Below are 21586 nucleotides of genomic sequence, written 5' to 3'. Positions count from 1 at the left end.
TCTGCCCACCCTATGGCGCCTAATTCTATCGCCTCAAAACTTCTCCACCCAGGGCCGCAGCTCCAACTCCCAGCTCCAGGCGCTGCGCGGCTGCTGCAGCACGTTCCAATAGCTCTCGGCAATCGCGTCGGGATCGAGCATCGAATCTGGCTTGTCCGCTGGATCGGTCCGCACAGCACTCCGGATGCCGCCGTCGATGACGAAATGCGCGACATGGATGCCTTGCGGCGACAGTTCGCGGGCCATGCTCTGCGCGAGCCCGCGCAGCGCGAACTTTCCCATCGCGAACGGGGCGGATTGCGCGTAGCCCTTGACGCTGGCAGAGGCGCCAGTGAACAGGATCGCGCCATGCTTGTTCGGCACCATGCGTTTTGCGGCCTGCTGCGCCACCAGGAAGCCGCCATAGGCACTGACCGCGATGGCGTTTGCGACGTCAGCCGGCACGAGTTCGACGAACGGTCCGCGCGCGCGGCCGCTGGCGTTGTAGACGACGAGATCAGGCGCGCCGATCTCGCGCTCGACCAGGCCGAACAGGCGCTCGACCTCATCCGGCTCGGTGGCGTTGCAGGCATAGGCCTTGGCGCCGGTCTGGCTGCAGAGCGCGCCGAGCTTCTCGATCTTGCGCGCGGCCAGCGCGACGCGGATGCCCTGCGCGGCCAGCAGCCGCGCCAGCGAGGCGCTCAGGCCTTCGCCGGCGCCGACGATGAGGGCGATCTTGTATTTCGGGTGTTCCATGGCGTGATCTCTCGGGGACGGGACGCCGCTGATCTATGCACGGTCCGCGCTGACAACCAGTCGGGCTGATCACATTCCGCAGAGCGAATTGCTCCTTCACGGCGATCATGCCTCCCTGACAATTTGCGGCTTTATCGCCTCTCACGATGGGAGCATGATCGACATCATCCCAAGCGGCAAGCGTTAAGAATGCCGCCGGACGGAAACGATGAGGACGATCATGCACAAGCCGGTCACAGCGCAGCCAGAAGATCTCGCGGCCGCACCATCCGGCCTGCTGGCGCCCGATACGTCAGGCATGAATTTCTACCGCGCCGATCAGGCGCTGACGGATCTGTTGCGCATCCATCTGCCGGACGCGCTGTTTCGCCACATCGAGCCGCATCTCGACCGCCTCGGTGAATTGGCCGGCGGCCATCTCGACGACTGCGCGCGGCTTGCCGACCGGCACACGCCGGTGCTGCACCAGCGCGACAAATTCGGCCGCGATGTACAGTGGATCGAATATCACCCGGCCTATCGCGAGCTGGAGAACGCCGCGTTCGGTGAGTTCGGCATCCACGCGCTGTCGATCCGCAAGGGCATCATGGGCTGGCCGGACAAATATCCGGTCGTCGCCAAGCACGCCTTCACGTTCCTGTTCAACCAGACCGAATTCGGCATGGGCTGCCCGATCAACGTCACCGACGGCTGCGCAAAGCTGCTTTCGAATTTTGGCAGCGATGCGCTGAAGGCCAAATATCTGGACGGCCTGACCCAGACCGACATGAGCAAGCTGACCCAGGGCGGCCAGTTCATGACCGAGAAGGAGGGCGGCTCCGACGTCGGCACGCTGACCTCGCGCGCCGTGCAGGAGGGCGACCATTGGCGCCTCAGCGGCGAGAAATGGTTCTGCTCGAATGCCGATGCGAAAGTCGTGATGCTGCTTGCGCGCCCGGAAGGCGCCGGCTCCGGCACGCGTGGCGTCGGCTTGTTCCTGATGCCGCGCTTCCTCGACGACGGTTCGCAAAACCACTACCGGATCGTGCGTCTGAAGGACAAGCTCGGCACCCGCTCGATGGCCTCGGGCGAGATCAAGCTCGAAGGCGCGATCGCCTATGCCGTCGGCAAGCTCGACCGCGGTTTTGTGCAGATGGCCGAGATGGTGAACTCGTCGCGGCTCTCCAACGGCGTCAAATCGACCGCGCTGATGCGCCGCGCCTATCATGATGCGATGACGGTGGCGAAGAATCGCGTCGTGTTCGGCAGCCGCATCATCGACCTGCCGCTCGGCCGCCGCCAGATGCTGAAGATCATGCTGCCGGTCGAGCAGGCGCTGTCGATGAGTTTCCTCACCGCCGACGCGCTCGATCGCGCCGAGGCCGGCAGCCAGGATGCGGCGGCGCTGCTGCGCATCCTCACCCCGACCTTGAAATTCCGTGCCACGCGCGATGCGCGAAAAGTCTGTGGCGATGCGCTCGAGATGCGCGGCGGCATCGGCTATATCGAGGAATTTGCGACGGCGCGCCTGCTGCGCGATGCCCATCTCGGCTCTGTCTGGGAAGGCACCGGCAACATCGTCGCGATCGATGCACTGAGGCGCGCCGTTGGCCGTCACGGCGCCGAAACCGCGCTTTCGGCCGATCTGCACGCGCGTCTCGATGACAGCGGCTCCGTGCCGCAGTCCTGGCGCGACAAGTTGCGCGGCCTCGTCGATCGCGCCGTCGGCTTTGCGCGCGAGGTCGCGAGCAAGGCCGACAACGAAGCCGATGCGCGGCGCGCGACGAGCCTGCTCTATCATGTCGCAAGCGCGGTCGCACTCGCCTGGGAAGCGCACCGCATCCACGAGATGCGCGGCGATGCGCGCCGGCTGCTGCTGTCGCGGCTGGTGATCGATCACCGGGTCTCGCCAAGCGATCCGTTCCGGCTGACGGAAAATGCCGCGCAAGCGAAGATCGCAGCACTTCTGCTCGGCGATCGCGATGCCGGTATGAGCGAGGTTGGCGAACTGGTTCTGGCGGCGTAGGCTGCGCGCCACGATCAAACAAAAAACGCGATAGGGAGTGCCCGATGAAGGCCGCCGTCCTTTATGAAGTCAACAAGCCGCTGGTCATCGAGGATGTCAGCCTGCCGAAGCCCGGCCCGCGCGAAGTCCTGATCCGCACGTCGGTGGCCGGGCTCTGCCACTCCGACCTGCACTTCATGGAAGGTCTTTATCCGCATCCGCTGCCCGCGGTGCTCGGGCATGAATCCGCAGGGATCGTCGAGCAGGTCGGCTCCGACGTCACTTACGTGAAGCCGGGCGACCACGTCGTCACTTGCCTATCCGTGTTTTGCGGCACCTGCGACAATTGCACCACCGGCCGCACCGTGCTGTGCACCGACACCACCGTAAAACTGCTGCCGGGCGCCTCCAACCGGATGCAATGGTCGAAGCCTGAGAAGCTGCACCAGTTCCTCAACCTCTCGTCCTTCGCGGAGCAGATGCTGGTGCACGAGAACGCCATCGTCAAAATCCGGAAAGAGATGCCGCTCGACCTCGCCGCGCTGATCGGCTGCGGCGTCATCACCGGCTATGGCGCGGTGGTGAACACGGCGAAGGTGACGGCCGGTGAGACCGTCGCCGTGATCGGCTGCGGCGGCGTCGGCATGGCTGCGATCAACGGCGCGCAGATCGCCGGCGCCGGCCGCATCATCGCCATCGACACCAATCCGGCAAAGCTCCAGCTTGCGACCAAGCTGGGTGCAACCGACATCATCAATCCCGCCGATGGAGATGTGGTGAAGCAGGTCCGCGACCTCACCAATGGCGGCGTGCATCATTCCTTCGAGGTGCTCGGTCGCAAGGAAACCGCCGAGCAGGCCTTCGGCATGCTCGCCTCGGGCGGCACCGCCACCATCGTCGGCATGATCCCGTTCGGCCAGAAAATCGAGCTGCACGGTTTCGATTTCCTGCGGGAGCGCCGGATCCAGGGCTCGTCGATGGGCTCCAACCATTTTCGGGTGGACATGCCACGCCTGATCGACTTCTACCTGCGCGGCCGCCTTCACCTGGAAGACTGGATCTCGGCGAAACTGAAGCTGTCGGAGATCAACGAGGGCTTTGCCAGCATGAAAGCGGGCAAGACGCTGCGCAGCGTGATTGTGTTTGATAGTTGACGGAAGGCTACATGCCAACTATCGCGACACGTGCGCCGACACCGCCAGCCACTTGCCGTTCTTCTTCGCCCAGCAATCGGTATAGCGGCCCGATGCCTGCTGGCCGTCGGCGGTGGTGTAGCTGGTTGCGCCGTGGATGATGGCGAAGTCGCCCATGATGCGGATGATGACGTCGCGCTCCTTCAAGTTCCGGATCGCGATCGGCCGGGCCGTCTGCTCCAGGAAAGCGGTGCGGTCGACAAGCGTCTTGTCGGGATTGGAGCAGTAAAACTCCGGCGCCAGGATTTCGTCGAAACGCTTGACGTCGCAATTCTGCACGGAGGCGACATAGTCGCGGTTGAGTGCGGTGAGCTGTTCGAGGTCCTGGCTCATGATGCCTCTCTCCCTTCTGTGTTATTTTGCTCCGTCATTGCGAGGAGCAGAGCGACGAAGCAATCCAGAGTTTTTCCGCGGTGACAGTCTGGATTGCTTCGCTGCGCTCGCAATGACGAGGCCTCATTCAATCATCGAACATCTTCGGCGGCACGAATCCGCCGAATTCACGCTCGATCAGCTCGGCCAGTTTCAGCGGCGTGCGGTCTTCCAGCCATGGGCCGACGATCTGGACGCCGACCGGCAGTCCGTCCGGCGCAAAGCCAGTCGGGATCGCGGTCGCGGGCAGGCCGGGGAGCGTGGCGACGCCGGGCCAGGCGAGCTGGTCGGGATAGACGTGCTCCTTGCCGTCGATCTTGATCCGGCGGGTTTCCTGGTCCGGGGAATGGTCGTGCGGATAGGCCGGCGTCGGCATGATGGGGCAAATCACCGCGTCATAAGTCTTGAACAGCTCGCGCCACTGCGCGCGCAGTCGCGTGCGCCCGGCGTTCGCCACCACCCAGTCGCGATGGCTCAGCGCGACGCCACGGAGCCGCTCGGCAGCAAGGCTGGTGTCGCTTTCGGGAAGCGCCGCCGCGGCCGCCTTGGCGCCGGCATAGACGTCAGGCGCGAAACCTGCGGCCAGGAACGAGATCAGCATGCGCATATAGAGCCGCGACGATGCCGCGAAATCCGGCAGCAGCGGACTGCTCCGTTCGATCTTCACGCCAGCCCTGGCGAGGTTGTCAGCGAGCTTGTTGATGGTACTGCGCACGGCGGTGTCGGTCGGCAGCAACGGATCGGTGTCGATGACCAGCACGCGAAAGTCTTTGAATGCGGTATGACGCGCGGCGGGGAGATCGAGCTTGTAGGCGATGCCAGCCTCGATCGGATCGGGCCCGGCCATGACGTCAAGCAGCAGCGAGAGGTCGGCGGCGCTTCGCGCCATCGGACCTATCACCGAGAGGTCACGCTCGAACGGCAAAGGCGGCGCCGGCGGTGCCACGTGGCCACGCATGGCGACGAGATTGAAAGTCGGCTTGTGGGCGTAGACGCCGCAATGGAAGGCCGGCACGCGCAGTGAGCCGCCGATGTCGGAGCCGATCGACAGCGGGCCATAGCCCGCAGCAAGCGCCGCAGATGAACCGCCGGAGGAGCCGCCGGGCGTCCGGCCGAGATCATAGGGATTATTCGTGGTGCCGTAGACGTCGTTGTAGCTCTGCCAGTCGGCGAGCGCGAGCGGCACGTTGGTCTTGCCGAGAATGATGGTGCCGGCGTCCTTTACCCGCGTCACGGGCAGCGAATCTTCCTTGGCAATGAAGTCCTTTTGCGCAGGATTGCCCCAGGTCGTCGGCAGGCCGGCGATGTTGTAGGATTCCTTTACGGTCATCGGCAGGCCGAGCAACGGCCTCCGCTCGCCGCGGGCCAGTGCTGCGTCAGCTGTGCGCGCGGCGTCGAGAGCCCGGTCGAAATCCCGAACGCAGATCGCGTTGACTTTGCTGTCGTGACGTTCGATGCGGTCGATCGCATCCTGCGTGAGCTCGACCGCGGAGACCTTCTTCGCCGTCAATGCGGCCGACAGCTCGACCGCGCTCTTGTAACCCCATTCCGATTTCGCCACGACATGCTCCTGCGCTTCACTGGAGGGATGATGCGCAGTTTGGCTGAACGCCGCAACCGCCGTTTGATCGCGATTGCCATGCGTGATGCGGAGTTACGCCGCCCCGATCAATATCCCCACCGCCAGCACGATCGCGCCGCCGAGTACGATCTGGAACACGGCCTGCAGGAACGGCGTATCCATGTAGCGCGAGCGGATGAAGGCGATCGCCCATAGTTCGAAGAACACGACGACGCCCGCGATTCCCGTGGCGACCCAGAACGCGTTGGCCCAGCTGTCGGGCACGAGAAAGGGTATGGTGTGGCCGAGCCCGCCGAGCGTCGTCATCGCGCCGCAGGTGATGCCGCGCAGCCAGGGCGAGCCGCGCCCGGTGAGCGAACCGTCGTCTGACAGCGCTTCCGCAAAGCCCATGCTGATGCCGGCGCCGATCGAGGCAGCGAGGCCCACCAGAAATGTCTGCCAGTTCTGGTGCGTGGCGAAGGCCGCTGCGAATAGCGGCGCCAGCGTCGAGACCGATCCGTCCATCAGGCCGGCGAGGCCCGGCTGCACATATTGCAGCACGAACATCCGTCGCCGCGTGCGGTCTTCTTCCGCGCGCACATCGGGCTTCAAAATCTCGTCGGTGAGCGCGACCGCGCGATTCTCATGGTGCTTCTCTTCCTCGGCGAGATCGCCGAGCAGGCGGCGCACGCCGACATCCTCGGCCCGCTCGGCGGCACGCGCGTAAAAACGCTCGGCCTCGAGCTCCATGGTCTCGACCTCTTTGCGGATCGTGTCGAGCGGCAGGTTCTTGGTCAGCCAGATCGGGCGCCGGCGCAGAAAGCCTTTGACGTCCTCGCGGCGGATCGGCGGCAAATGCGGGCCGAAACGCTCTTCGTAAAGCTGGAGCAGGCGATGCCGGTGGCCACGCTCTTCCTCCGCCATCTCCTCAAAGATCTTGGCCGTATCCGGATAACGTTCCCGGAGGTCCTCGGCGAAGCTCATGTAAATGCGGCTGTCCTGCTCCTCGGAGGAGATCGCGACCGCAAGCACCTCGCGCTCAGTCAAATCGGCAAAACTCTTCACGGCGGTCCTGGATCAGTAGTTTAGAATTGTTCTAATCTATAAAGAGGCCGTTCCTTGAGGTCAATTCCAAGGCACGATTTTTCAGTTCCTGCGCGAGGGAACCCGCTACCGCTCCCGGTCGTTTCTGAACCGGGAAATTTCGGCATCGATGGGGCTTTCATGGGCAAGGTCAAATTCCGTTTGAACGATCCGCGGCTGGCGCCGCGGCGAACCAAGCTTGAAATCCCCGGATGGGCTGGCAAACGCGCGCCGCGGGCCGATGGCTCCCGCGAGCAGGTCTGGCATTGCGTGCCGTTTTCCGAGGGCGCGCAATACGGCATCGAGCTGTTCTATCCCTATGATTTTGAGCTCCATGTCAGCACCAGGGAGGGGCGTCTGGTTCTCGAAGCCGATTGGGGCGATCCGCCGGACAGCGGCGTGCAGTGGCCGCCGTTTCGCAATTTTGGCGATGTTTTTTACACCTATCAGATCCTGCTCGACCTGAAGGTCGAAAAGGGAATGGCGATCCGGACCGAACCGCATCCGCGGTTCTATACGGATCGCACCGATACAGTGCCGATTGCGGTGCCGGCACTGGTTCGCAACTGGTGGCCCATGCTGTTCTTCACCGTGTTCAAGGCGCCAGCCGAAGGCCGCACTCACATCTTCAGGCCCAACGAGCCGTTTGCGCAGATCATCGTGATTCCGGAGGAGGCCAACTTCGAACTCGAGCAGATGGATGTAGAGGAGGCGTCAGAGCGCGAGCTACAGGCAAGGCGAATTTACAACAGCCGCCCGACGCTTTCCGCTGGGACCGAATGGACATCGTCGACGGATACGGTTTTCGACGGCACCTATCGGCATTTGCATCGCGCAGCCAAAGAGAACGCGCGGGACGAGTAGACTCATTGTGATTGCGCATCGCCGATAAGAAAGCAGGGCCCGCGGGCCCTGATTTCCGTTCCGTGTCGCTTAGTAGCCGCGATAGAAGCTGTGGTGGTGGTGGTGATGGTGATGGTGGTGGTGATGGCGGTACCGCCGCGGCACCACGACCACCCGCGGTGCATAGCGACGGTAGAAACTATGATGATGATGGTGGTGGTGATGATGGTGGTAGAACTGCGCGAGCTGAACGTTTTCCGGCGGAGGGATCGGCGCGGCTTCATCGACGGCCTGCAGCGTCGCGGCTGCGTTCGGTATCGGTTGCAGCAACTCCGCGAACGAGCTTGCCTTCAGGATGTCTGTCGGGGCAGGCGTAGCTTGGACGGAACCCGCGGCGCTGAGGGCCGCTACAGCGCCCAATAGCCCGGCAATCTTCTTTTCCATAGAAGTTCTCCATAACTCCGGACGCAACGCCGGCATCCCGCAACGCCAGCCATTGCCGAATGTTCCCGGCCACGGAGTCTGGAGCTTAATTAGTGGCCGTCGCGGGTTCCGGTCGCCGCCAGGAAGTCGAGCAACAGCCGGCTGACCGCGGCGGGCTGCTCCTGCTGCACCCAATGGCCGGCGCCGTCGACGAGATGGCAGCCGAGCATCTTAGTGCAACCGTGCCCCTGCATCGCCTCGAACACACCGGGGCGCTGATAGGTGCCCCAATCCTGCTTGCCGGAGATGAAGCAGGAGGGCACGTCGATGCTGCGCCCCGAGAACAGCTGCATCTCGTTGTTGAGCGTGCCTGACGTGCCGTAGCGGTACCATTGCAGCCCACCCTGGAATCCGGTGCGGCCATACTCGGCGCTGTAAAAAGCGAGGTCGCTGTCCGACAGCCATTGATTGGCAGCGATTGCGGCGGGCGAGGGCATCTCCTTCGCGACCGTCTCGGCCATGGTCTCGCCGGCGTCCATCACGTAATAGGTCGGCAGCTTTGCGAGTTCGCCCGCCGACCACGACTTGAGCGGAGTGGGCTTGTTGTCGATCCAATCCGCGCTCTTGTGATGATAATAGGCGCGCAGGAAATCATGCACGCCCTGCGGGGCGTGCTGCATGTCGGCGTTGGCGGCGCGCGTCGCATAGTACCATTGATAGTGAATTCGCGGACGCGGCAGTGCGGCGAGTTCGCGATGCACGGGGTCTTCGACCACGGGCTTCGCCGCGTCATCGACGGTGTTGAACGGCAGCGGCGGCGCTCCGCCGAATGGCGCACTCATCAACGTCACCGAACGAAAGACATCGGGCCGGATCAGCGCGCACCAGGCCGCGACCGGGCTGCCGAAATCGTGCCCGGCCAGATCGACCTGCTTGTAGCCGAACGCCGACACCAGGGCGAGCGCGTCGCGAACGAGGTTGAGGAGAGAGAACGGCGTGAGATCGCCGTCATAATCCGCGGTCCATCCCGTGGTGCGGCCATAGCCGCGCTGGTCCGGCGCGAGCACGTGATAGCCGGCAGCAGCCAGCGCCGGCATCACCTTGCGCCAGGAGAAAGCGAGCTCGGGAAACCCGTGCAGCAGCAGGATGCAGGGACGGCCTTTGGTCTCGAAGCCGGCCTCGAGCACATGCATGCGCAAGCCGTTGATCCCGTCGACATAACGCGAGCGGATGCCGGCGGGGAGAGGGATGTCGGGGAGTGATGTCAATGCTGTCTCCACACGGGTAGAATTGTAGGGTGGGCAAAGGCGCGCTTGCGCGCCGTGCCCACCATCTTTTCCTGCTGGCCCGAGATGGTGGGCACGCTTCGCTTTGCCCACCCTACGGCATCCCGCTAAGCGGCTTCACACACGAACCCGCTGCCCTTGCGCCTGATTTTCCCCACCGACGGCGAGGGGAAATGCGCTGTGCAGCACAGGGTATCGGTGTCGCAATAGCGTTCCAGGAAGCCGCGGCGCGTCGTTGCCGCCTGCGCCTGATCGACGTCGAACTTGACCGACATCTCCGGGTAAAGCGTCTGGATTGGCGAATGCATAAGATCGCCGCTGAAGACAGCGTCGTCCTTGCCGCGGCCGAAGGTGAAGGCGACATGGCCGGGCGTATGGCCCGGCGTCGGCAGAATACGGACGTGATCGCCGATCTGGTGGTCGTTGCCGACGATCTCATGCCGCTTGGCTTCGACCACCGGCAGCACGCTATCGGCGAAGGGGGCGACCTCCGCCTTCGCATTCTGTTCGGTCCAGTAGTCGAACTCCTGCTTGGCGAACACATAGCGCGCCTTGGGGAAGGTCGGCACCCAGCGTCCGTTCTCGATCCGCGTATTCCAGCCGACGTGATCGACATGGAGATGCGTGCACATCACGAAGTCGATGTCTTCGACCGAGAAGCCCGCGCCGGCGAGACCGCGCAGATAGGTGTCGTCGGTCTTCATGTTCCACTTCGGTCGCGGACGCGGCTTGTCATTGCCGATGCAGCTATCGACCAGGATGGTGTGATGCGGGGTCTTGATCACGTAGGACTGGAAGCAAAGGATCAGGACGTCCTCGTCATCCAGCGCCTTCGCCTTTTTCATCCACGGGCGGTTCTCGGCGAGAACGTCCGCCGTGAGTCCGGGCAACAAATCCAGCGCCGGCAGGAAGGTGGTTTCCTGCTCGATGATTCGATGGATGGTAAGATCGCCGGCCGAGTATTTCAGACTCATGAGAACTCCCGCGGTTTATGCAGCCGGCGGCACCGAGATCTTCACGGAGGGCCGCTCCAGCATCTTCTGATGGAAGGCGTCGAGTTTCGGATAGGCCTTGCGCCAGCCGCAATCGGCGAAGCGGAAGTCGGCATAGCCGAGCACGCAAACGAGGCCGATCTGCGAGATGTCGAACGGGCCGTTCAGAACCTCAGGCATGTTTTCGAAGCGCGCCATGCCGGTCCAGGCCCGGTTCCAGTGGTCGTCCGACCACGCCTGCCATTGCAGGCCCTGCGGCCGCACCATCTTCTCGTAGCGGCACAGCAGCATGGAATCGAGCATGCCGTTGATCAGGGAGTGATTGGTCTTGGCTTTCCAGCGCCGCGGACCGTAATCCGGGATCAGGCTGCCGCCGGCCATCTCGTTGAGATATTCGACGATGACATAGGAATCCAGGATGACGTCGCCGTCATCGGTGATCAGCACCGGCAGCTTCTTCAGCGGCGTAATGCGCGAATAGTCCTCGTTGACCGTGCCGGGCGCGACGGTTGCGGGCGTGAACTCGATCTTGTCGATCAGCCCAAGCTCGATCGCAACAATGCGCACCTTGCGGGCGAAGGGCGAGGCGGCGGAGAAGGAGAGCTTCATGGGAATATCCTGCGGGGTGACCGGCAATTGATTTTCGTCATTGCGCGCGAAGCGAAGCAATCCAGGCTGTCTCCGTGGAAATAGTCTGGATTGCTTCGTCGCTTCGCTCCTCGCAGTGACGGCGGTGATCGCGGCCTTAAGCCGCAACGATCTCCTGGCGCTGATCGCCGAGGCCTTCGATGCCGAGCGTGACGATGTCGCCGACATTGAGGAAGGTCGGCGGCTTCATGCCGAGGCCGACGCCGGGCGGGGTGCCGGTGGTGATGATGTCGCCCGGCAGCAGCGTCATGAACTGCGAGACATAGGAGATGCACTTGGCCATCGAGAAGATCATGGTCTTGGTCGAGCCGGTCTGGCGGCGCTGACCGTTGACGTCGAGCCACATCGACAGGTTCTGCACGTCCTTGATTTCGTCCTTGGTGGCGAGCCAGGGGCCGACCGGGCCGAACGTGTCGTGCGACTTGCCCTTCGTCCACTGGCCGAGGCGTTCGGTCTGGAAATTGCGCTCGGAGACGTCGTTGCAGACGCAATAGCCGGCGACATAGTTCAGCGCATCGGCTTCCGAGACGTATTTTGCCTGAGTGCCGATGATGGCGGCGATCTCGACTTCCCAGTCGAGCTTGGTCGAGCCGCGCGGCTTCTCGACCTTATCGTTCGGGCCTGACAGCGAGGTGTTGGCCTTCATGAAGATGATCGGCTCGGTCGGAATGGCGGCGCCGGTCTCCTTGGCGTGGTCGCTGTAATTGAGGCCGATCGCGACGAATTTCGAGATGCCGGTGACGGGCGCGCCGAACCGCGGCTTGCCCGAGACGGCGGGCAGAGAGGCCGGGTCGATGGCGCCGAGCTTCTTCAGAGAGTCCGGCGAATAGGCCTCGCCGGAGAGGTCCTTCACATGCGCCGACAGGTCGCGCAACTGGCCGGATTTGTCGATCAGGCCGGGCTTTTCCGCACCCTTTTCGCCGTAACGAACAAGCTTCATTCTCGTTTCTCCCTTGGATGGACTGATCGGTTAAATAGCTTCATGGAACAGGGCGGCGGGAAATTCAACCGCTCAAAAGGAGCGCATTGCAGCCCTTCCTTGCAGGGTGGGCAAAGGCGCGCTTGCACCGTGCCCACCAACTTCGTCTCATGGCCCGTGACGGTGGGCGCGCTTCGCTTTCCCACCCTACGATTGCGATGATTGCAGCGCGACAAACCTGAACGCATTTCCCTCGCGCCGAATATGCCCGGCTGAAAAATGTCCGCCGATCACCAGCGTCGGGGTATCGGCAAACCGGCCGAATAGCGCTGCCCGCGTCGCGGCCGATTGGGCCTGGTCCGAATCCGCGGTGGAGGACCAGCCGAGATGCGCCATCTGGCAGGGGTGATGGGCGACGTCGCCGGTCAGCAGCCCCTGTTCGCCGTCCGACCGGATCAGGATGCTCATATGGCCGGGGCTGTGGCCGGGCGTCGGGATCATGCTGATTTCGTCGTTGAGCCGGTGATCGCTCGGGATCAGATCGGCGCGGCCGGCATCGACGATCGGCTTCACGGAATCGTTAAATACGGCCTGCTTGTCCGGCTCGGTCGAATGTTTCCGCCAATGCTCGTATTCGGTGCGGCCGAACACGTAACGCGCCCTGGGGAAGGCCGGCACCCATTTGCCGTTGGCAAGCTTCGTATTCCAGCCGACATGATCGACATGAAGATGCGTGCACAGCACGGTGTCGACGCTGTCAGGGGCGAAGCCCGCTGCCGTCATCATCTCCAGGAATGGCGTGTTGCGGTTATTCCAGGTCGGGACGTTGCGGCCCTGCTTGTCGTTGCCGAGGCCGGTATCGACCACGATCCGGCGCGACGGCGTCTCCACCACCAGCGAATGGATCGACATTTTCAGCCGGCCTTCCTCGGTGGCGAAATGCGGGATCAGCCACGGCAGTTTCTGGATTTCGTCGTTGCTCGCCAAAGGCAGGATGAAGCGGGTCGAGCCGACCGTCTCCAATTCGACCACCTTGGTGATTTTGACCTTGCCGACCTTCCACTGCATCGGGCGTGCCCCCCATTTTCTTGCTTTCGCGAAAGATGCGGCCTTCCGCCGTCGAACGCAATGGATCATCTGTCGTGATGTTGCGTTATCGCAGGAACCAAAACCAGCCGGACGACCGGCCGAGGGAGCGCCGATGCCAGAGCTTGCGATTTCCGCCGACAAGGTCGCCTTCATCATCGAGAAGGCGCGCGAATTCGACGTCAAGGAGGCGGACTCCGATCCGGATTCCGGCTCCAACGCCGCCGACGACGGTGAGACCGACGTGCTGGAGGACAATTCGTCCGATCCGGTTGCAGCCGAGCTCGCGGGCTTCATCCAGGCGATGAACGAGGACGAGCAGCTCGATCTGGTCACGCTGATGTGGCTCGGTCGCGGCGACGGCACCGTGGATGAGTGGGGCGATCTGCGTGCCCGCGCCGCCGAGGCGCGCGCCGAATACAAAGCGCCCCGGCGCGAAGCGGTGCATTATCTGCTGGGTGAGCCGATGCTGGGTGATCTGCTCGCCGACGGCATGGATGAACTCGGCATCGACTGGACCGACGAGCGGACCACGCCGGTGTCGTAACCCTTAACGCGCGCAGTCGACGATCACGGTGCCGAGCTTGTCACCCTTCTCGACGGCGAGATGCGCCTGCGCCGTATCGGACAGCGCGAACTGCGCCGCGACGTTGTGGATGCGCGGACCCGCCGCGAGCCATTTCGAAATGTCGGCCTGCGCCGCGGCGAGCAGCGCCGATGGCAGTGCGAACAACACCAGCGCGCGGAGCGAGATGCACTTTTCCATCAGCTCGCGCATCGGGACAACAGGCGTGCGGTTGCCGTTGGTGGCGTAGACCGCCATGGTGGAATTCATCGCCATCAATTTCAGCGTCGTCGCGATGTTGCCGCCGAAATCGACATCGACCACGCGGTCAACGCCGCGTCCGCCGCTGAAGGCCATCGCCTTGGCGACGACGTCCTCGTCTTTATAATTGACCACGAGATCCGCGCCGGCGTGCCGCGCCTGCTCGCCCTTCATCGCCGAGCTGACGGTCGCGATCACCTGCGCACCGCCCCATTTGGCGAGCTGCACGGCATAATGCCCGACCGCGCCGGCACCGCCGGTAACGAGCACGGTCTTGCCGACGACTGGTCCGTCCGCAAACAGCGAGCACCACGCGGTCATCGCGGGAATGCCGAGCGTCGCGCCTTCCGCAAAGGAGAGATTGTCCGGAAGCGGCGTCGCCAGTGGCTCGGCGAGCGCAATGTATTCAGCAGCCGTGCCGAAGGCGCGGCCGTTGCGCTGGCCGTTGAACAGCCAGACGCGGTCGCCAATCTTGAAGCGCGTCACGCCATCGCCGATCTGATCGACAAAGCCCGCGCCGTCACTGTTCGGAATCACGCGCTCGTAATCCATCGCGCGGTAGCTGCCGCCGCGCCGGCCGACATCGGCCGGGTTGACGCCGGAGGCTTCCAGGCGAATGCGAACTTCGCCTGGGCCCGCGACCGGCGTCGCCATCTCACCATAGGTGAGAACGTCGACGGCCGGCCCTGTTTGCTCGTACCAGACCGCTCTCACAGCGTGCCCGGGAAGGCACCACCGTCGAGCAGGAGGTTCTGGCCGGTGATGAAGCCGGCCCTGGCGCCGCACAGGAAAGCGCAGGCATAGCCGAACTCGTCGGGATCGCCGAAGCGGCCCGCGGGATTGAGCTTGGCGCGCTCGGCCAGAACCTGGTCCGGCGTGATGCCGCGCTTCTCGGATTCGCCCTTCGCGGTACTGCGCAGACGATCCGTCTCGAACGGGCCCGGCAGCAGGCCGTTGATGGTGACGTTGTTGATCACGGTCTTGCGCGACAGGCCGGCGATGAAGCCGGTGAGGCCGGCGCGCGCGCCGTTGGAGAGGCCGAGGATGTCGATCGGCGCCTTCACCGCGGCCGAGGTGATGTTGACGATGCGGCCGAACTTGCGCGCCATCATGCCGTCCACTGTCGACTTGATCAGCTCGATCGGCGTGAGCATGTTGGCGTCGATCGCCTTGATCCAGTCGTCGCGGGTCCAGTTGCGGAAATCGCCGGGCGGCGGGCCGCCGGCGTTGTTGATAAGAATGTCCGGCTCGGGGCAGGCCTTGAGCACGGCCTCGCGCCCCGCGGGCGTCGTGATGTCGCCGACGATCTCGGTGACCTTCACGCTTGGATAGGCCTTGCGGATGTCGTCGGCCGTCTTTTTCAGCGCATCGGCGCCGCGTGCGGTCAGCGTGACGTCAACGCCGGCCTCGGCCAGCGAGATGGCGCAAGCGCGCCCCAAGCCCTTGCTGGATGCGCAGACGATGGCGCGGCGACCTTTGATCCCAAGATCCACAGTTTCACTCCCGTAATGTCAGGCAGGTTTTTGGATGGGCGGCACTCTAGCCAAGAGTTGTGCCGCTGATAAGGGACGGAGCCGCGTCAAAATGCATGGCGCGCGGCAGGGCGATGCAAATGCGGACTAGATGCGCCGCTCCTGCTTGAGGCGGTCGATCGCGGCGGCGACCTCCGGCGGCAAGGACTTGAAGCCCATCTGCCCGACCGCCGAGAACAGCGGCCGCAACTGCGAGCCGGCGAGGAAGGGCGGCTGGCGGTTGGCCGGCACGATCTGGTCGAACACCAGCACCAGCGTGGTGGCGACGAGGCCAACCCTGATGGCGCCGAGCGCGGCGCCGCCAAGCCGGTCGCCGATCCCGGCCTCGCGGACCGTGTCGTCCAGCACGAAACGGCCGATATATCCCAGCAACATGCCGACCACCACGAAGATGCCGAAGAACCAGATCCAGTTCTGGAACAGCGGTGCATTCGGATTGCCTGTAACTTGTGGCACGACCATCGGCATCAGCGAAACCGCGATGGGGGCGGCGAGGAGATACGCGAGGATGGTCATGGCGCTGCGGAGCAGGCCGGTCCTGAAGCCGAAGCCGATCGCGACGACAAGCGCGGCATAGACGGCGAGATCGAAACTGTTCATGAGCGAAACCCTGCCGATGGAACGAATGAACGGCGAACCGGTCATTCGGTTTCAGATCGCTAAAATCGTCTGTATTCTTTTTTTGGCTTCAGCAGCTCAGGATTGCGTCCATTCAGGACTATTCGACGCCGGTAAAGAAATCCTCTCCCCCGTCAGAACGGGGAGAGAGGGAGAAGAGCTATCGCATCTCCGCCCGGATCATATCCGCCGCCTTCTCCCCGATCATGATGGTCGGCGCATTGGTGTTGCCGCCGATCAGCGTCGGCATGATCGAGGCGTCGACGATGCGCAGGCCGTCCACGCCGTGCACCCTCAGCTTCGGATCGACCACGGCCATCGCATCGGCGCCCATCTTGCAGGTGCCGACCGGATGATAGACGGTGTCGACGCGGTTGCGCAGGATGGCGCGGATGTCGTCGTCCGTTCGCACGTCGGACGTGAACATGTCCTTCTTCTGCAGCGCGCGCATCGCGGGCGTCTCCATCAGCCGCCGTGTGGTCTTGAAGCCGGCGACCATCGTCTCGAGATCTTCCGCCTCGCCGAGAAAGTTCGGATCGATCATGGGGGCTGCGAGCGGATCGGCGTTTTTCAGCCAGACGCTGCCGCGGCTCTTCGGCCGTAGCAGGCAGACATGGCATGAGAAGCCTGCCTCCTTGTGCTTCTTGCGGCCGTGGTCGTCGAGCATCGCGATGATGAAGTGCAGCTGGATGTCCGGCACGTCGAGGTCGGGGCTGCTCTTCAGGAAGCCGCCACACTCGGCAAAATTGGTAGTCATCAGGCCACGTCGCTCCCGGCGGTAGCGCTGGATGGCGCGGAGCAGGGATGGCACCCGGCCAAGCGAGGCGTGAACGAAATGCGGATAGTCGGAGGCGTAGACGAACACGAAATCCGGATGGTCCTGCAGATTGCGCCCGACGCCCGGCAGATGATGCGCGACGCCGATGCCGTGCTTGCCAAGCGCCTCGCCATCGCCGATGCCCGACAGCATCAGCAATTGCGGTGACTGGAAGGCGCCGCCGGCGAGGATCACCTCGCGGCGGGCGCGCAGCTGTTTCGTCCGCTTGCCTTGCAGATATTCGATGCCGACCGCACGCCCACCTTCGAACAGGATTTTCGTGGCATGCGCCCCCGTCTCGACGCCCAGATTGGCGCGCTTGTCCATGTGGGGCTGCAGATAGGCGCGCGCCGCGCTCCAGCGCTCGCCCTTGTGCTGCGTCACCTGGTAGCTGCCGAGCCCTTCGTGGTCGGCTTCATTGAAGTCGTCGCGGATGCGAAACTGCGCCTCGCGCGCGGCCTGATGGAAGATGTCATGGATCGGATTGTCCGAGCGCAGCCTGTTGACATGCAGCGGGCCGCCCTTGCCGTGATACTCCCCGTCGAAATCGGTGTTGTTCTCCGAGCGCTTGAAATAGGGCAGCACGTCCGCGTACGACCAGCCTTCATTGCCGAGCGAGGCCCAGTGGTCGTAGTCCCATTTATGGCCGCGGATGTAGACCATGGCGTTGATCGCCGAGGAGCCGCCGAGGCCCTTGCCGCGCGGCTGATAGCCGATACGGCCGTTCAATCCCTTCTGCGGCACGGTATCGAAGGCCCAATTGGCCGCCTTGTATGGCAAAGCGAGCCCGAACGGCGTGGTGATCCGCCAATTGTCGTTGCGTCCACCGGCATCGAGCAGGGCCACGGATGTCGCCGCATCCTCCGTCAACCGCCCCGCCAGCGCGCAACCGCCGGAGCCCGCGCCCACGACGATGAAATCGAATGTGTCAGTCATTGATGCTTCCCCCATTGTATTTTTCTTGTCGTCATTGCGAGCGCAGCGAAGCAATCCAGAATCCCTCTGCGGTGACAGTCTGGATTGCTTCGCTGCGCTCGCAATGACGGATAGCTACGACATGAACCGCATCATCTTCTCCAGCCGCGCGATCTTGCCGCCATAGGGCGGATAGAGATCGGCGAGGCGGTTGAACTTGGAGCGATAAAACACCGGCTTCAGCTTGCTGAACGTCTTGAAACCCCATTCGCCGTGATAGGCGCCGGTGCCGGATGCGCCGACACCGCCCATCGGCTGGTTGGCTTGCGCGAAGTGAAACAGGCAGTCGTTGATGGTGACGCCGCCGGAGATTGTGCGCGCCAGCACCTCGTCGCGCGCGTCGTTATCCCTGCCGAACCAGTACAGCGCCAGCGGCCGGTCGCGGCGGTTGATGAAGGCGATGGCGTCTGCCAGGTCGCGAATGCCGAGCACCGGCAGCACGGGACCAAAGATCTCCTCCTGCATCACCGCCATGTCTTTGGTCGCGCCGACGATCAGCGTCGGCGGGAATTTGCGGTGCGCCTTCCAGTTCGGATCGTTCGCCTTCGCCGGTTGCAGGATCTTTGCGCCGCGCTGCGCGGCGTCGGCGACCAGCCCTTCGAGTCGCGCATAGTGACGATCGGAGATGATTGAGGTGTAGTCCTTGTTGGCGGGATCGGTGCCGAACATGCGCCGCATCTGCGCACGCACCTTCTCAGTGAAGGCCTGCAACGCGCCGTCCGGCACCAGCACATAGTCCGGCGCGATGCAGGTCTGCCCGGCATTAAGCAGTTTTCCGTAGGCGATGCGTTCGGCCGCCTCGTCGAGGTCGGCGGAGGCATCGATGATCGCCGGCGACTTGCCGCCGAGCTCCAGCGTGACAGGCGTCAGATTGCGCCCCGCCGCCTCCGCGACCAGCCGCCCGATCCGGGTCGAGCCGGTAAAGACGAGATGATCGAACGGCAAACTTGCAAAACCCTTTGCGATCTCGTCCTCGACGCCGGTGACGAGCAGCTCGGTGGCGTCGAATTTTTGCGCGACCGTCTCCTTCAACAACGCCGAGAAGTGCGGGACGAGCTCACTCGGCTTGATGATGACGCGGTTGCCGGCGGCGATGGCGCCGATGGCGGGCGCGAGCGTCAGCTGCAGCGGATAATTCCAGGGCGCGATGATGCCGACGACGCCGAGCGGCTGCGGCATCAGCCGGTTGCGCGCGGGCAGGAATTGCAGCGCCGTCGCGATGCGCTGCGGCGCCATCCAGCTCTTCAGATGTTTTGTCGCATGCCGGATCTCGGAGAACACCATCATCGTCTCGGCGATATTGGTCTCGACCGCCGAGCGGTGACCGAAATCGGCCGAGATCGCCTGCCGAAAACGCTCCTCGTTATCAGCGACCACGGCGCGCAATCGCGCCAGCCGGTCGAGCCGCCCGGCGCAATCGGGCGCTGGCTCGGCCCGCGAGCGCGCGACCATGGCCTGGAAGCTGTCGTTGAGCGCCGCCAGCGGGGCGCTCGTCAGGGGGCGATCCAAGGTATTGTTCATGGCGGTCCTCCCCAAATCGGCGTTTCGCCTCTGTTTTATTGCCGCAAGCTGGCGGTTTGTGGAACTTCTGGCAAGTGTGTGGCAAATCGGCCGGAATCCGCGCCATGACCTGTCATAAAGTCGAAAAAAACGTCCCGTCAGCCCTTTCCAAAGGCGGTCCGGGTTGGTACATACCCCTCGCACCCGACGGGCTTTGCCCCGGGATTGCCTTCCAAGGAAGCCTTCGGGACGGGAGAAGCAAGCCACGCCAACGGCGTCGGCCCTGATCCATCGTCCCCGGCATTTAAGCGAAGGTGCGCAACGGTTTAACGCGGGGTGGAGCAGCCCGGTAGCTCGTCAGGCTCATAACCTGAAGGTCATAGGTTCAAATCCTATCCCCGCAACCAGATTCGGAACGACCGGTTCCGATACGAAAATGGCCCGCTTGAAGCGGGCCATTTCTGTTTGCGGGGCAGGCGCCGTCCGCCTCTGCTGTGCCGTTGCGTGGATCTGTTCTAGCTGAGATCGTGCAGATCCTTGCCGAGCGGCGGCTTCAGGGAAAATCTCGTGAACGTGACCTGCAAGCCCTCTCGTTCGGGTGTGCAAGCCATAGGTCCGACGAAGTAGGATTGCGCCGTGGTGAAGGGAGCCAATCGGACGAGTGGCCAGATTTTGCCGTCGGCCGACGCCTGCAATCGAACAACACCGTCCGCGACGGTGACGCGCATCCAGAAATCACCAGCATCGTGCTCATAGGGGGCGGTTGCCCAATCCGACTGCACGTTGGTCACTACGCTCGAAAGCATGGCGCGCCCGTCCGAAAACTCGATTCCGGCTTTGACCCAGTGCTCCGCGTCGATGCGCACCATGATGCCGGCTTGATCGTAAAGTTGTTGAAAATCGCTCTGGACGCGCAACTCGGCAGTAAACGCCTCCGCGGTCCGAAAACCCAGAAAGTGGCCACTGTCGCGGCAGAACCCATAGTGAGTTCTTTGCCAGAAATCGGTGGCCTTGTCGGTGACGATCTCGAGGCTGTCGCCCTGCGCGGTCCACCGTTTCGGTTCATTCAGCCAAACACCATCCTGTCTGGCAAAGACGGCAACGTTCATATCAAACCTCGGGGAAAGTGGCCGATCGCACCGGAAGCCGATCCGGAACGGTAAGACGGCTGCGCGGCGAACGGAGAGCCCGGTGCGAGATTTGACGCACCGGGCTCTCGCGAACGCTAGTTCGGCATAGCAAAGGCAGAGCTATCCATTCTTCTTCAGGATTTCCGAAGCGTTCTCCTTGGTGATCAGCATCGTCGGCAAGGTGATGACTGGCTCGAGCTTCTCGCCCTTGAGCAGCTTTGCCGCCTGCCTCAATCCTTCCGCGCCGGGCGTTGCGTAGAGGAACGTCGCGGTGAGCTGGCCCTTGGAGACCCAGGTGACGCCTTCGTCCGGCAATCCGTCGATGCCGATGATGAACTTGATGTCCTTGTCGCGGCCTGCGTCCTTGGCGGCGAGATAAGCGCCGTAGGCCATCGGATCGTTATGGCCGTAGACCATGTCGATCTTCTCGTTGTTGCGAAGCGCCGTGGTCATGATGTCGTAGGCCTTGTCCTGCTTCCAGTCGCCCGACTGGTTGTTGAGCAGATACTTGATGCCAGGCTCCTTGTCGGTGAGGGCATGGAAGCCGTCGTGCCGGTCATGCGCGGGTTGGGTGCCCATGCCGCCCCAGATTTCGACGACGTTGCCGGCCGCCTTGCCCGGACCGCCGAGCAGCTTCACCGCGTGCGCGCCGGCCGCCTTGCCGATCGCGACGTTGTCGCCGCCGATGAACTGGGTGATGCGCTTGGTGTCGACGTTGCGGTCGAGCACGATGACCGGAATCTTGGCGTCGATCGCCTTTTCGACCACGCCGGTCAGGCCGGCTGATTCCTTGGGCGAGATCAGAAGCACGTTGACCTGCTGTACGATCAAATTGTCGCAATCGGCGACCTGCTTCTCGGTCTTGTCCTGGCCATCTGTAATGATGAGGTCGATATCCGGATGGTTCTTTGCCTCGGCCTGGATGTCCTTGTTGAACTGCACGCGCCACGGCTCCAGCGTGGTGCACTGGCTGAAGCCGACTTTCGACTTGCCGGCAGCCTTTGCAGGTGTCCAACCTGCCGGCAGATAGATGGTCATTGCGGCACCCGCCGCGGTGGTCGAC

At 63.4% G+C, this 21586-nt stretch carries 21 protein-coding genes and 1 tRNA gene; 5 read left to right on the top strand and 17 right to left on the bottom strand.

Annotated elements, in window-relative coordinates; genetic code table 11:
- Positions 1–33: 33 nt before the first annotated feature.
- The gene (locus ABIA96_RS05590; RefSeq protein ID WP_354136021.1) at positions 34–735 is read right to left on the bottom strand and encodes an SDR family NAD(P)-dependent oxidoreductase; all 702 of its coding nucleotides are present in this window, start codon (positions 733–735) and stop codon (positions 34–36) included.
- A gap of 220 nt (positions 736–955) precedes the next feature.
- Between ABIA96_RS05590 and ABIA96_RS05585 the strand changes: the two genes are divergently transcribed.
- Together ABIA96_RS05585 and ABIA96_RS05580 are read left to right on the top strand one after the other, a co-directional pair.
- Positions 956–2740 carry an acyl-CoA dehydrogenase family protein gene (locus ABIA96_RS05585; protein WP_354136422.1) on the top strand — a complete coding sequence of 595 codons (1785 nt, stop codon included), beginning with the start codon at positions 956–958 and terminating at the stop codon, positions 2738–2740.
- 44 nt (positions 2741–2784) lie between these two features.
- Entirely contained in the window at positions 2785–3873 is a 1089-nt protein-coding gene (locus ABIA96_RS05580) for a Zn-dependent alcohol dehydrogenase (RefSeq protein ID WP_354136020.1), read from the top strand.
- An 18-nt stretch (positions 3874–3891) separates the two neighbouring features.
- Here the strand turns inward: ABIA96_RS05580 and ABIA96_RS05575 are convergent, their stop codons facing one another.
- The 3 genes from ABIA96_RS05575 to mbfA all read right to left on the bottom strand — a co-directional run bounded on the left by ABIA96_RS05575 (position 3892) and on the right by mbfA (position 6910).
- A complete protein-coding gene (locus ABIA96_RS05575) occupies positions 3892–4245 on the bottom strand; it encodes a nuclear transport factor 2 family protein (RefSeq protein WP_354136019.1) in 354 nt (117 codons plus the stop codon).
- A 127-nt stretch (positions 4246–4372) separates the two neighbouring features.
- The gene (locus tag ABIA96_RS05570; protein ID WP_354136018.1) at positions 4373–5845 is read right to left on the bottom strand and encodes an amidase; all 1473 of its coding nucleotides are present in this window, start codon (positions 5843–5845) and stop codon (positions 4373–4375) included.
- A 93-nt stretch (positions 5846–5938) separates the two neighbouring features.
- Positions 5939–6910 carry an iron exporter MbfA gene (mbfA, locus tag ABIA96_RS05565; protein WP_354136017.1) on the bottom strand — a complete coding sequence of 324 codons (972 nt, stop codon included), beginning with the start codon at positions 6908–6910 and terminating at the stop codon, positions 5939–5941.
- Positions 6911–7069: 159 nt separating this feature from the next.
- On the opposite strand from mbfA, the gene ABIA96_RS05560 reads away from it, so the two are divergent.
- Positions 7070–7792 (top strand): hypothetical protein, encoded by a 723-nt coding sequence (locus ABIA96_RS05560; RefSeq protein WP_354136016.1) that lies wholly within the window; start codon positions 7070–7072, stop codon positions 7790–7792.
- Between the two features lie 69 nt (positions 7793–7861).
- On the opposite strand, the gene ABIA96_RS05555 is transcribed toward ABIA96_RS05560, so the two are convergent.
- The 6 genes from ABIA96_RS05555 to ABIA96_RS05530 form a co-directional block, all read right to left on the bottom strand.
- The gene (locus ABIA96_RS05555) at positions 7862–8215 is read right to left on the bottom strand and encodes a hypothetical protein (protein ID WP_354136015.1); all 354 of its coding nucleotides are present in this window, start codon (positions 8213–8215) and stop codon (positions 7862–7864) included.
- 89 nt (positions 8216–8304) lie between these two features.
- Positions 8305–9462: an alpha/beta hydrolase gene (locus ABIA96_RS05550; protein WP_354136014.1), complete on the bottom strand. Its 1158-nt coding sequence runs from the start codon at positions 9460–9462 to the stop codon at positions 8305–8307.
- Between the two features lie 125 nt (positions 9463–9587).
- The gene (locus tag ABIA96_RS05545) at positions 9588–10454 is read right to left on the bottom strand and encodes an MBL fold metallo-hydrolase (RefSeq protein ID WP_354136013.1); all 867 of its coding nucleotides are present in this window, start codon (positions 10452–10454) and stop codon (positions 9588–9590) included.
- A gap of 15 nt (positions 10455–10469) precedes the next feature.
- On the bottom strand, positions 10470–11081 hold the full coding sequence (locus ABIA96_RS05540) for a glutathione S-transferase family protein (RefSeq protein WP_354136012.1): 612 nt from the start codon (positions 11079–11081) through the stop codon (positions 10470–10472).
- Between the two features lie 136 nt (positions 11082–11217).
- Positions 11218–12060: a fumarylacetoacetate hydrolase family protein gene (locus ABIA96_RS05535; protein WP_354136011.1), complete on the bottom strand. Its 843-nt coding sequence runs from the start codon at positions 12058–12060 to the stop codon at positions 11218–11220.
- 186 nt (positions 12061–12246) lie between these two features.
- Positions 12247–13107, bottom strand: coding sequence for an MBL fold metallo-hydrolase (locus ABIA96_RS05530; RefSeq protein WP_354136010.1), 861 nt, complete (start codon positions 13105–13107; stop codon positions 12247–12249).
- A gap of 133 nt (positions 13108–13240) precedes the next feature.
- On the opposite strand from ABIA96_RS05530, the gene ABIA96_RS05525 reads away from it, so the two are divergent.
- On the top strand, positions 13241–13672 hold the full coding sequence (locus ABIA96_RS05525; RefSeq protein WP_354136009.1) for a DUF3775 domain-containing protein: 432 nt from the start codon (positions 13241–13243) through the stop codon (positions 13670–13672).
- Positions 13673–13675: 3 nt separating this feature from the next.
- On the opposite strand, the gene ABIA96_RS05520 is transcribed toward ABIA96_RS05525, so the two are convergent.
- From ABIA96_RS05520 to ABIA96_RS05500, 5 genes are all read right to left on the bottom strand, one after another.
- Positions 13676–14665 (bottom strand): NADPH:quinone reductase, encoded by a 990-nt coding sequence (locus tag ABIA96_RS05520; RefSeq protein WP_354136008.1) that lies wholly within the window; start codon positions 14663–14665, stop codon positions 13676–13678.
- Entirely contained in the window at positions 14662–15444 is a 783-nt protein-coding gene (locus tag ABIA96_RS05515) for an SDR family oxidoreductase (protein WP_354136007.1), read from the bottom strand. Before ABIA96_RS05515 ends, ABIA96_RS05520 begins: the two co-directional genes overlap by 4 nt.
- A 126-nt stretch (positions 15445–15570) precedes the next feature.
- A complete protein-coding gene (locus ABIA96_RS05510; RefSeq protein ID WP_354136006.1) occupies positions 15571–16083 on the bottom strand; it encodes a CvpA family protein in 513 nt (170 codons plus the stop codon).
- Positions 16084–16261: 178 nt separating this feature from the next.
- Positions 16262–17854: a GMC family oxidoreductase gene (locus tag ABIA96_RS05505; protein ID WP_354136005.1), complete on the bottom strand. Its 1593-nt coding sequence runs from the start codon at positions 17852–17854 to the stop codon at positions 16262–16264.
- 114 nt (positions 17855–17968) lie between these two features.
- Positions 17969–19414, bottom strand: a complete 1446-nt coding sequence (locus tag ABIA96_RS05500) for a coniferyl aldehyde dehydrogenase (protein ID WP_354136004.1) — start codon at positions 19412–19414, stop codon at positions 17969–17971.
- Between the two features lie 309 nt (positions 19415–19723).
- Here ABIA96_RS05500 and ABIA96_RS05495 point away from each other — a divergent pair.
- Positions 19724–19800, top strand: a tRNA-Met gene (locus ABIA96_RS05495).
- A 108-nt stretch (positions 19801–19908) separates the two neighbouring features.
- On the opposite strand, the gene ABIA96_RS05490 is transcribed toward ABIA96_RS05495, so the two are convergent.
- Together ABIA96_RS05490 and ABIA96_RS05485 are read right to left on the bottom strand one after the other, a co-directional pair.
- Positions 19909–20502, bottom strand: coding sequence for a DUF1349 domain-containing protein (locus ABIA96_RS05490; RefSeq protein ID WP_354136003.1), 594 nt, complete (start codon positions 20500–20502; stop codon positions 19909–19911).
- A gap of 141 nt (positions 20503–20643) precedes the next feature.
- Positions 20644–21561, bottom strand: coding sequence for a substrate-binding domain-containing protein (locus ABIA96_RS05485; RefSeq protein ID WP_502918802.1), 918 nt, complete (start codon positions 21559–21561; stop codon positions 20644–20646).
- Between the last annotated feature and the right edge of the window lie 25 nt (positions 21562–21586).

The organism is Bradyrhizobium sp. LB11.1, from assembly GCF_040549385.1.
Classification (GTDB): domain Bacteria; phylum Pseudomonadota; class Alphaproteobacteria; order Rhizobiales; family Xanthobacteraceae; genus Bradyrhizobium.
The sequence above is the reverse complement of the archived record's forward strand: the minus strand, read 5'-3'. Positions and strand labels throughout refer to the sequence as shown.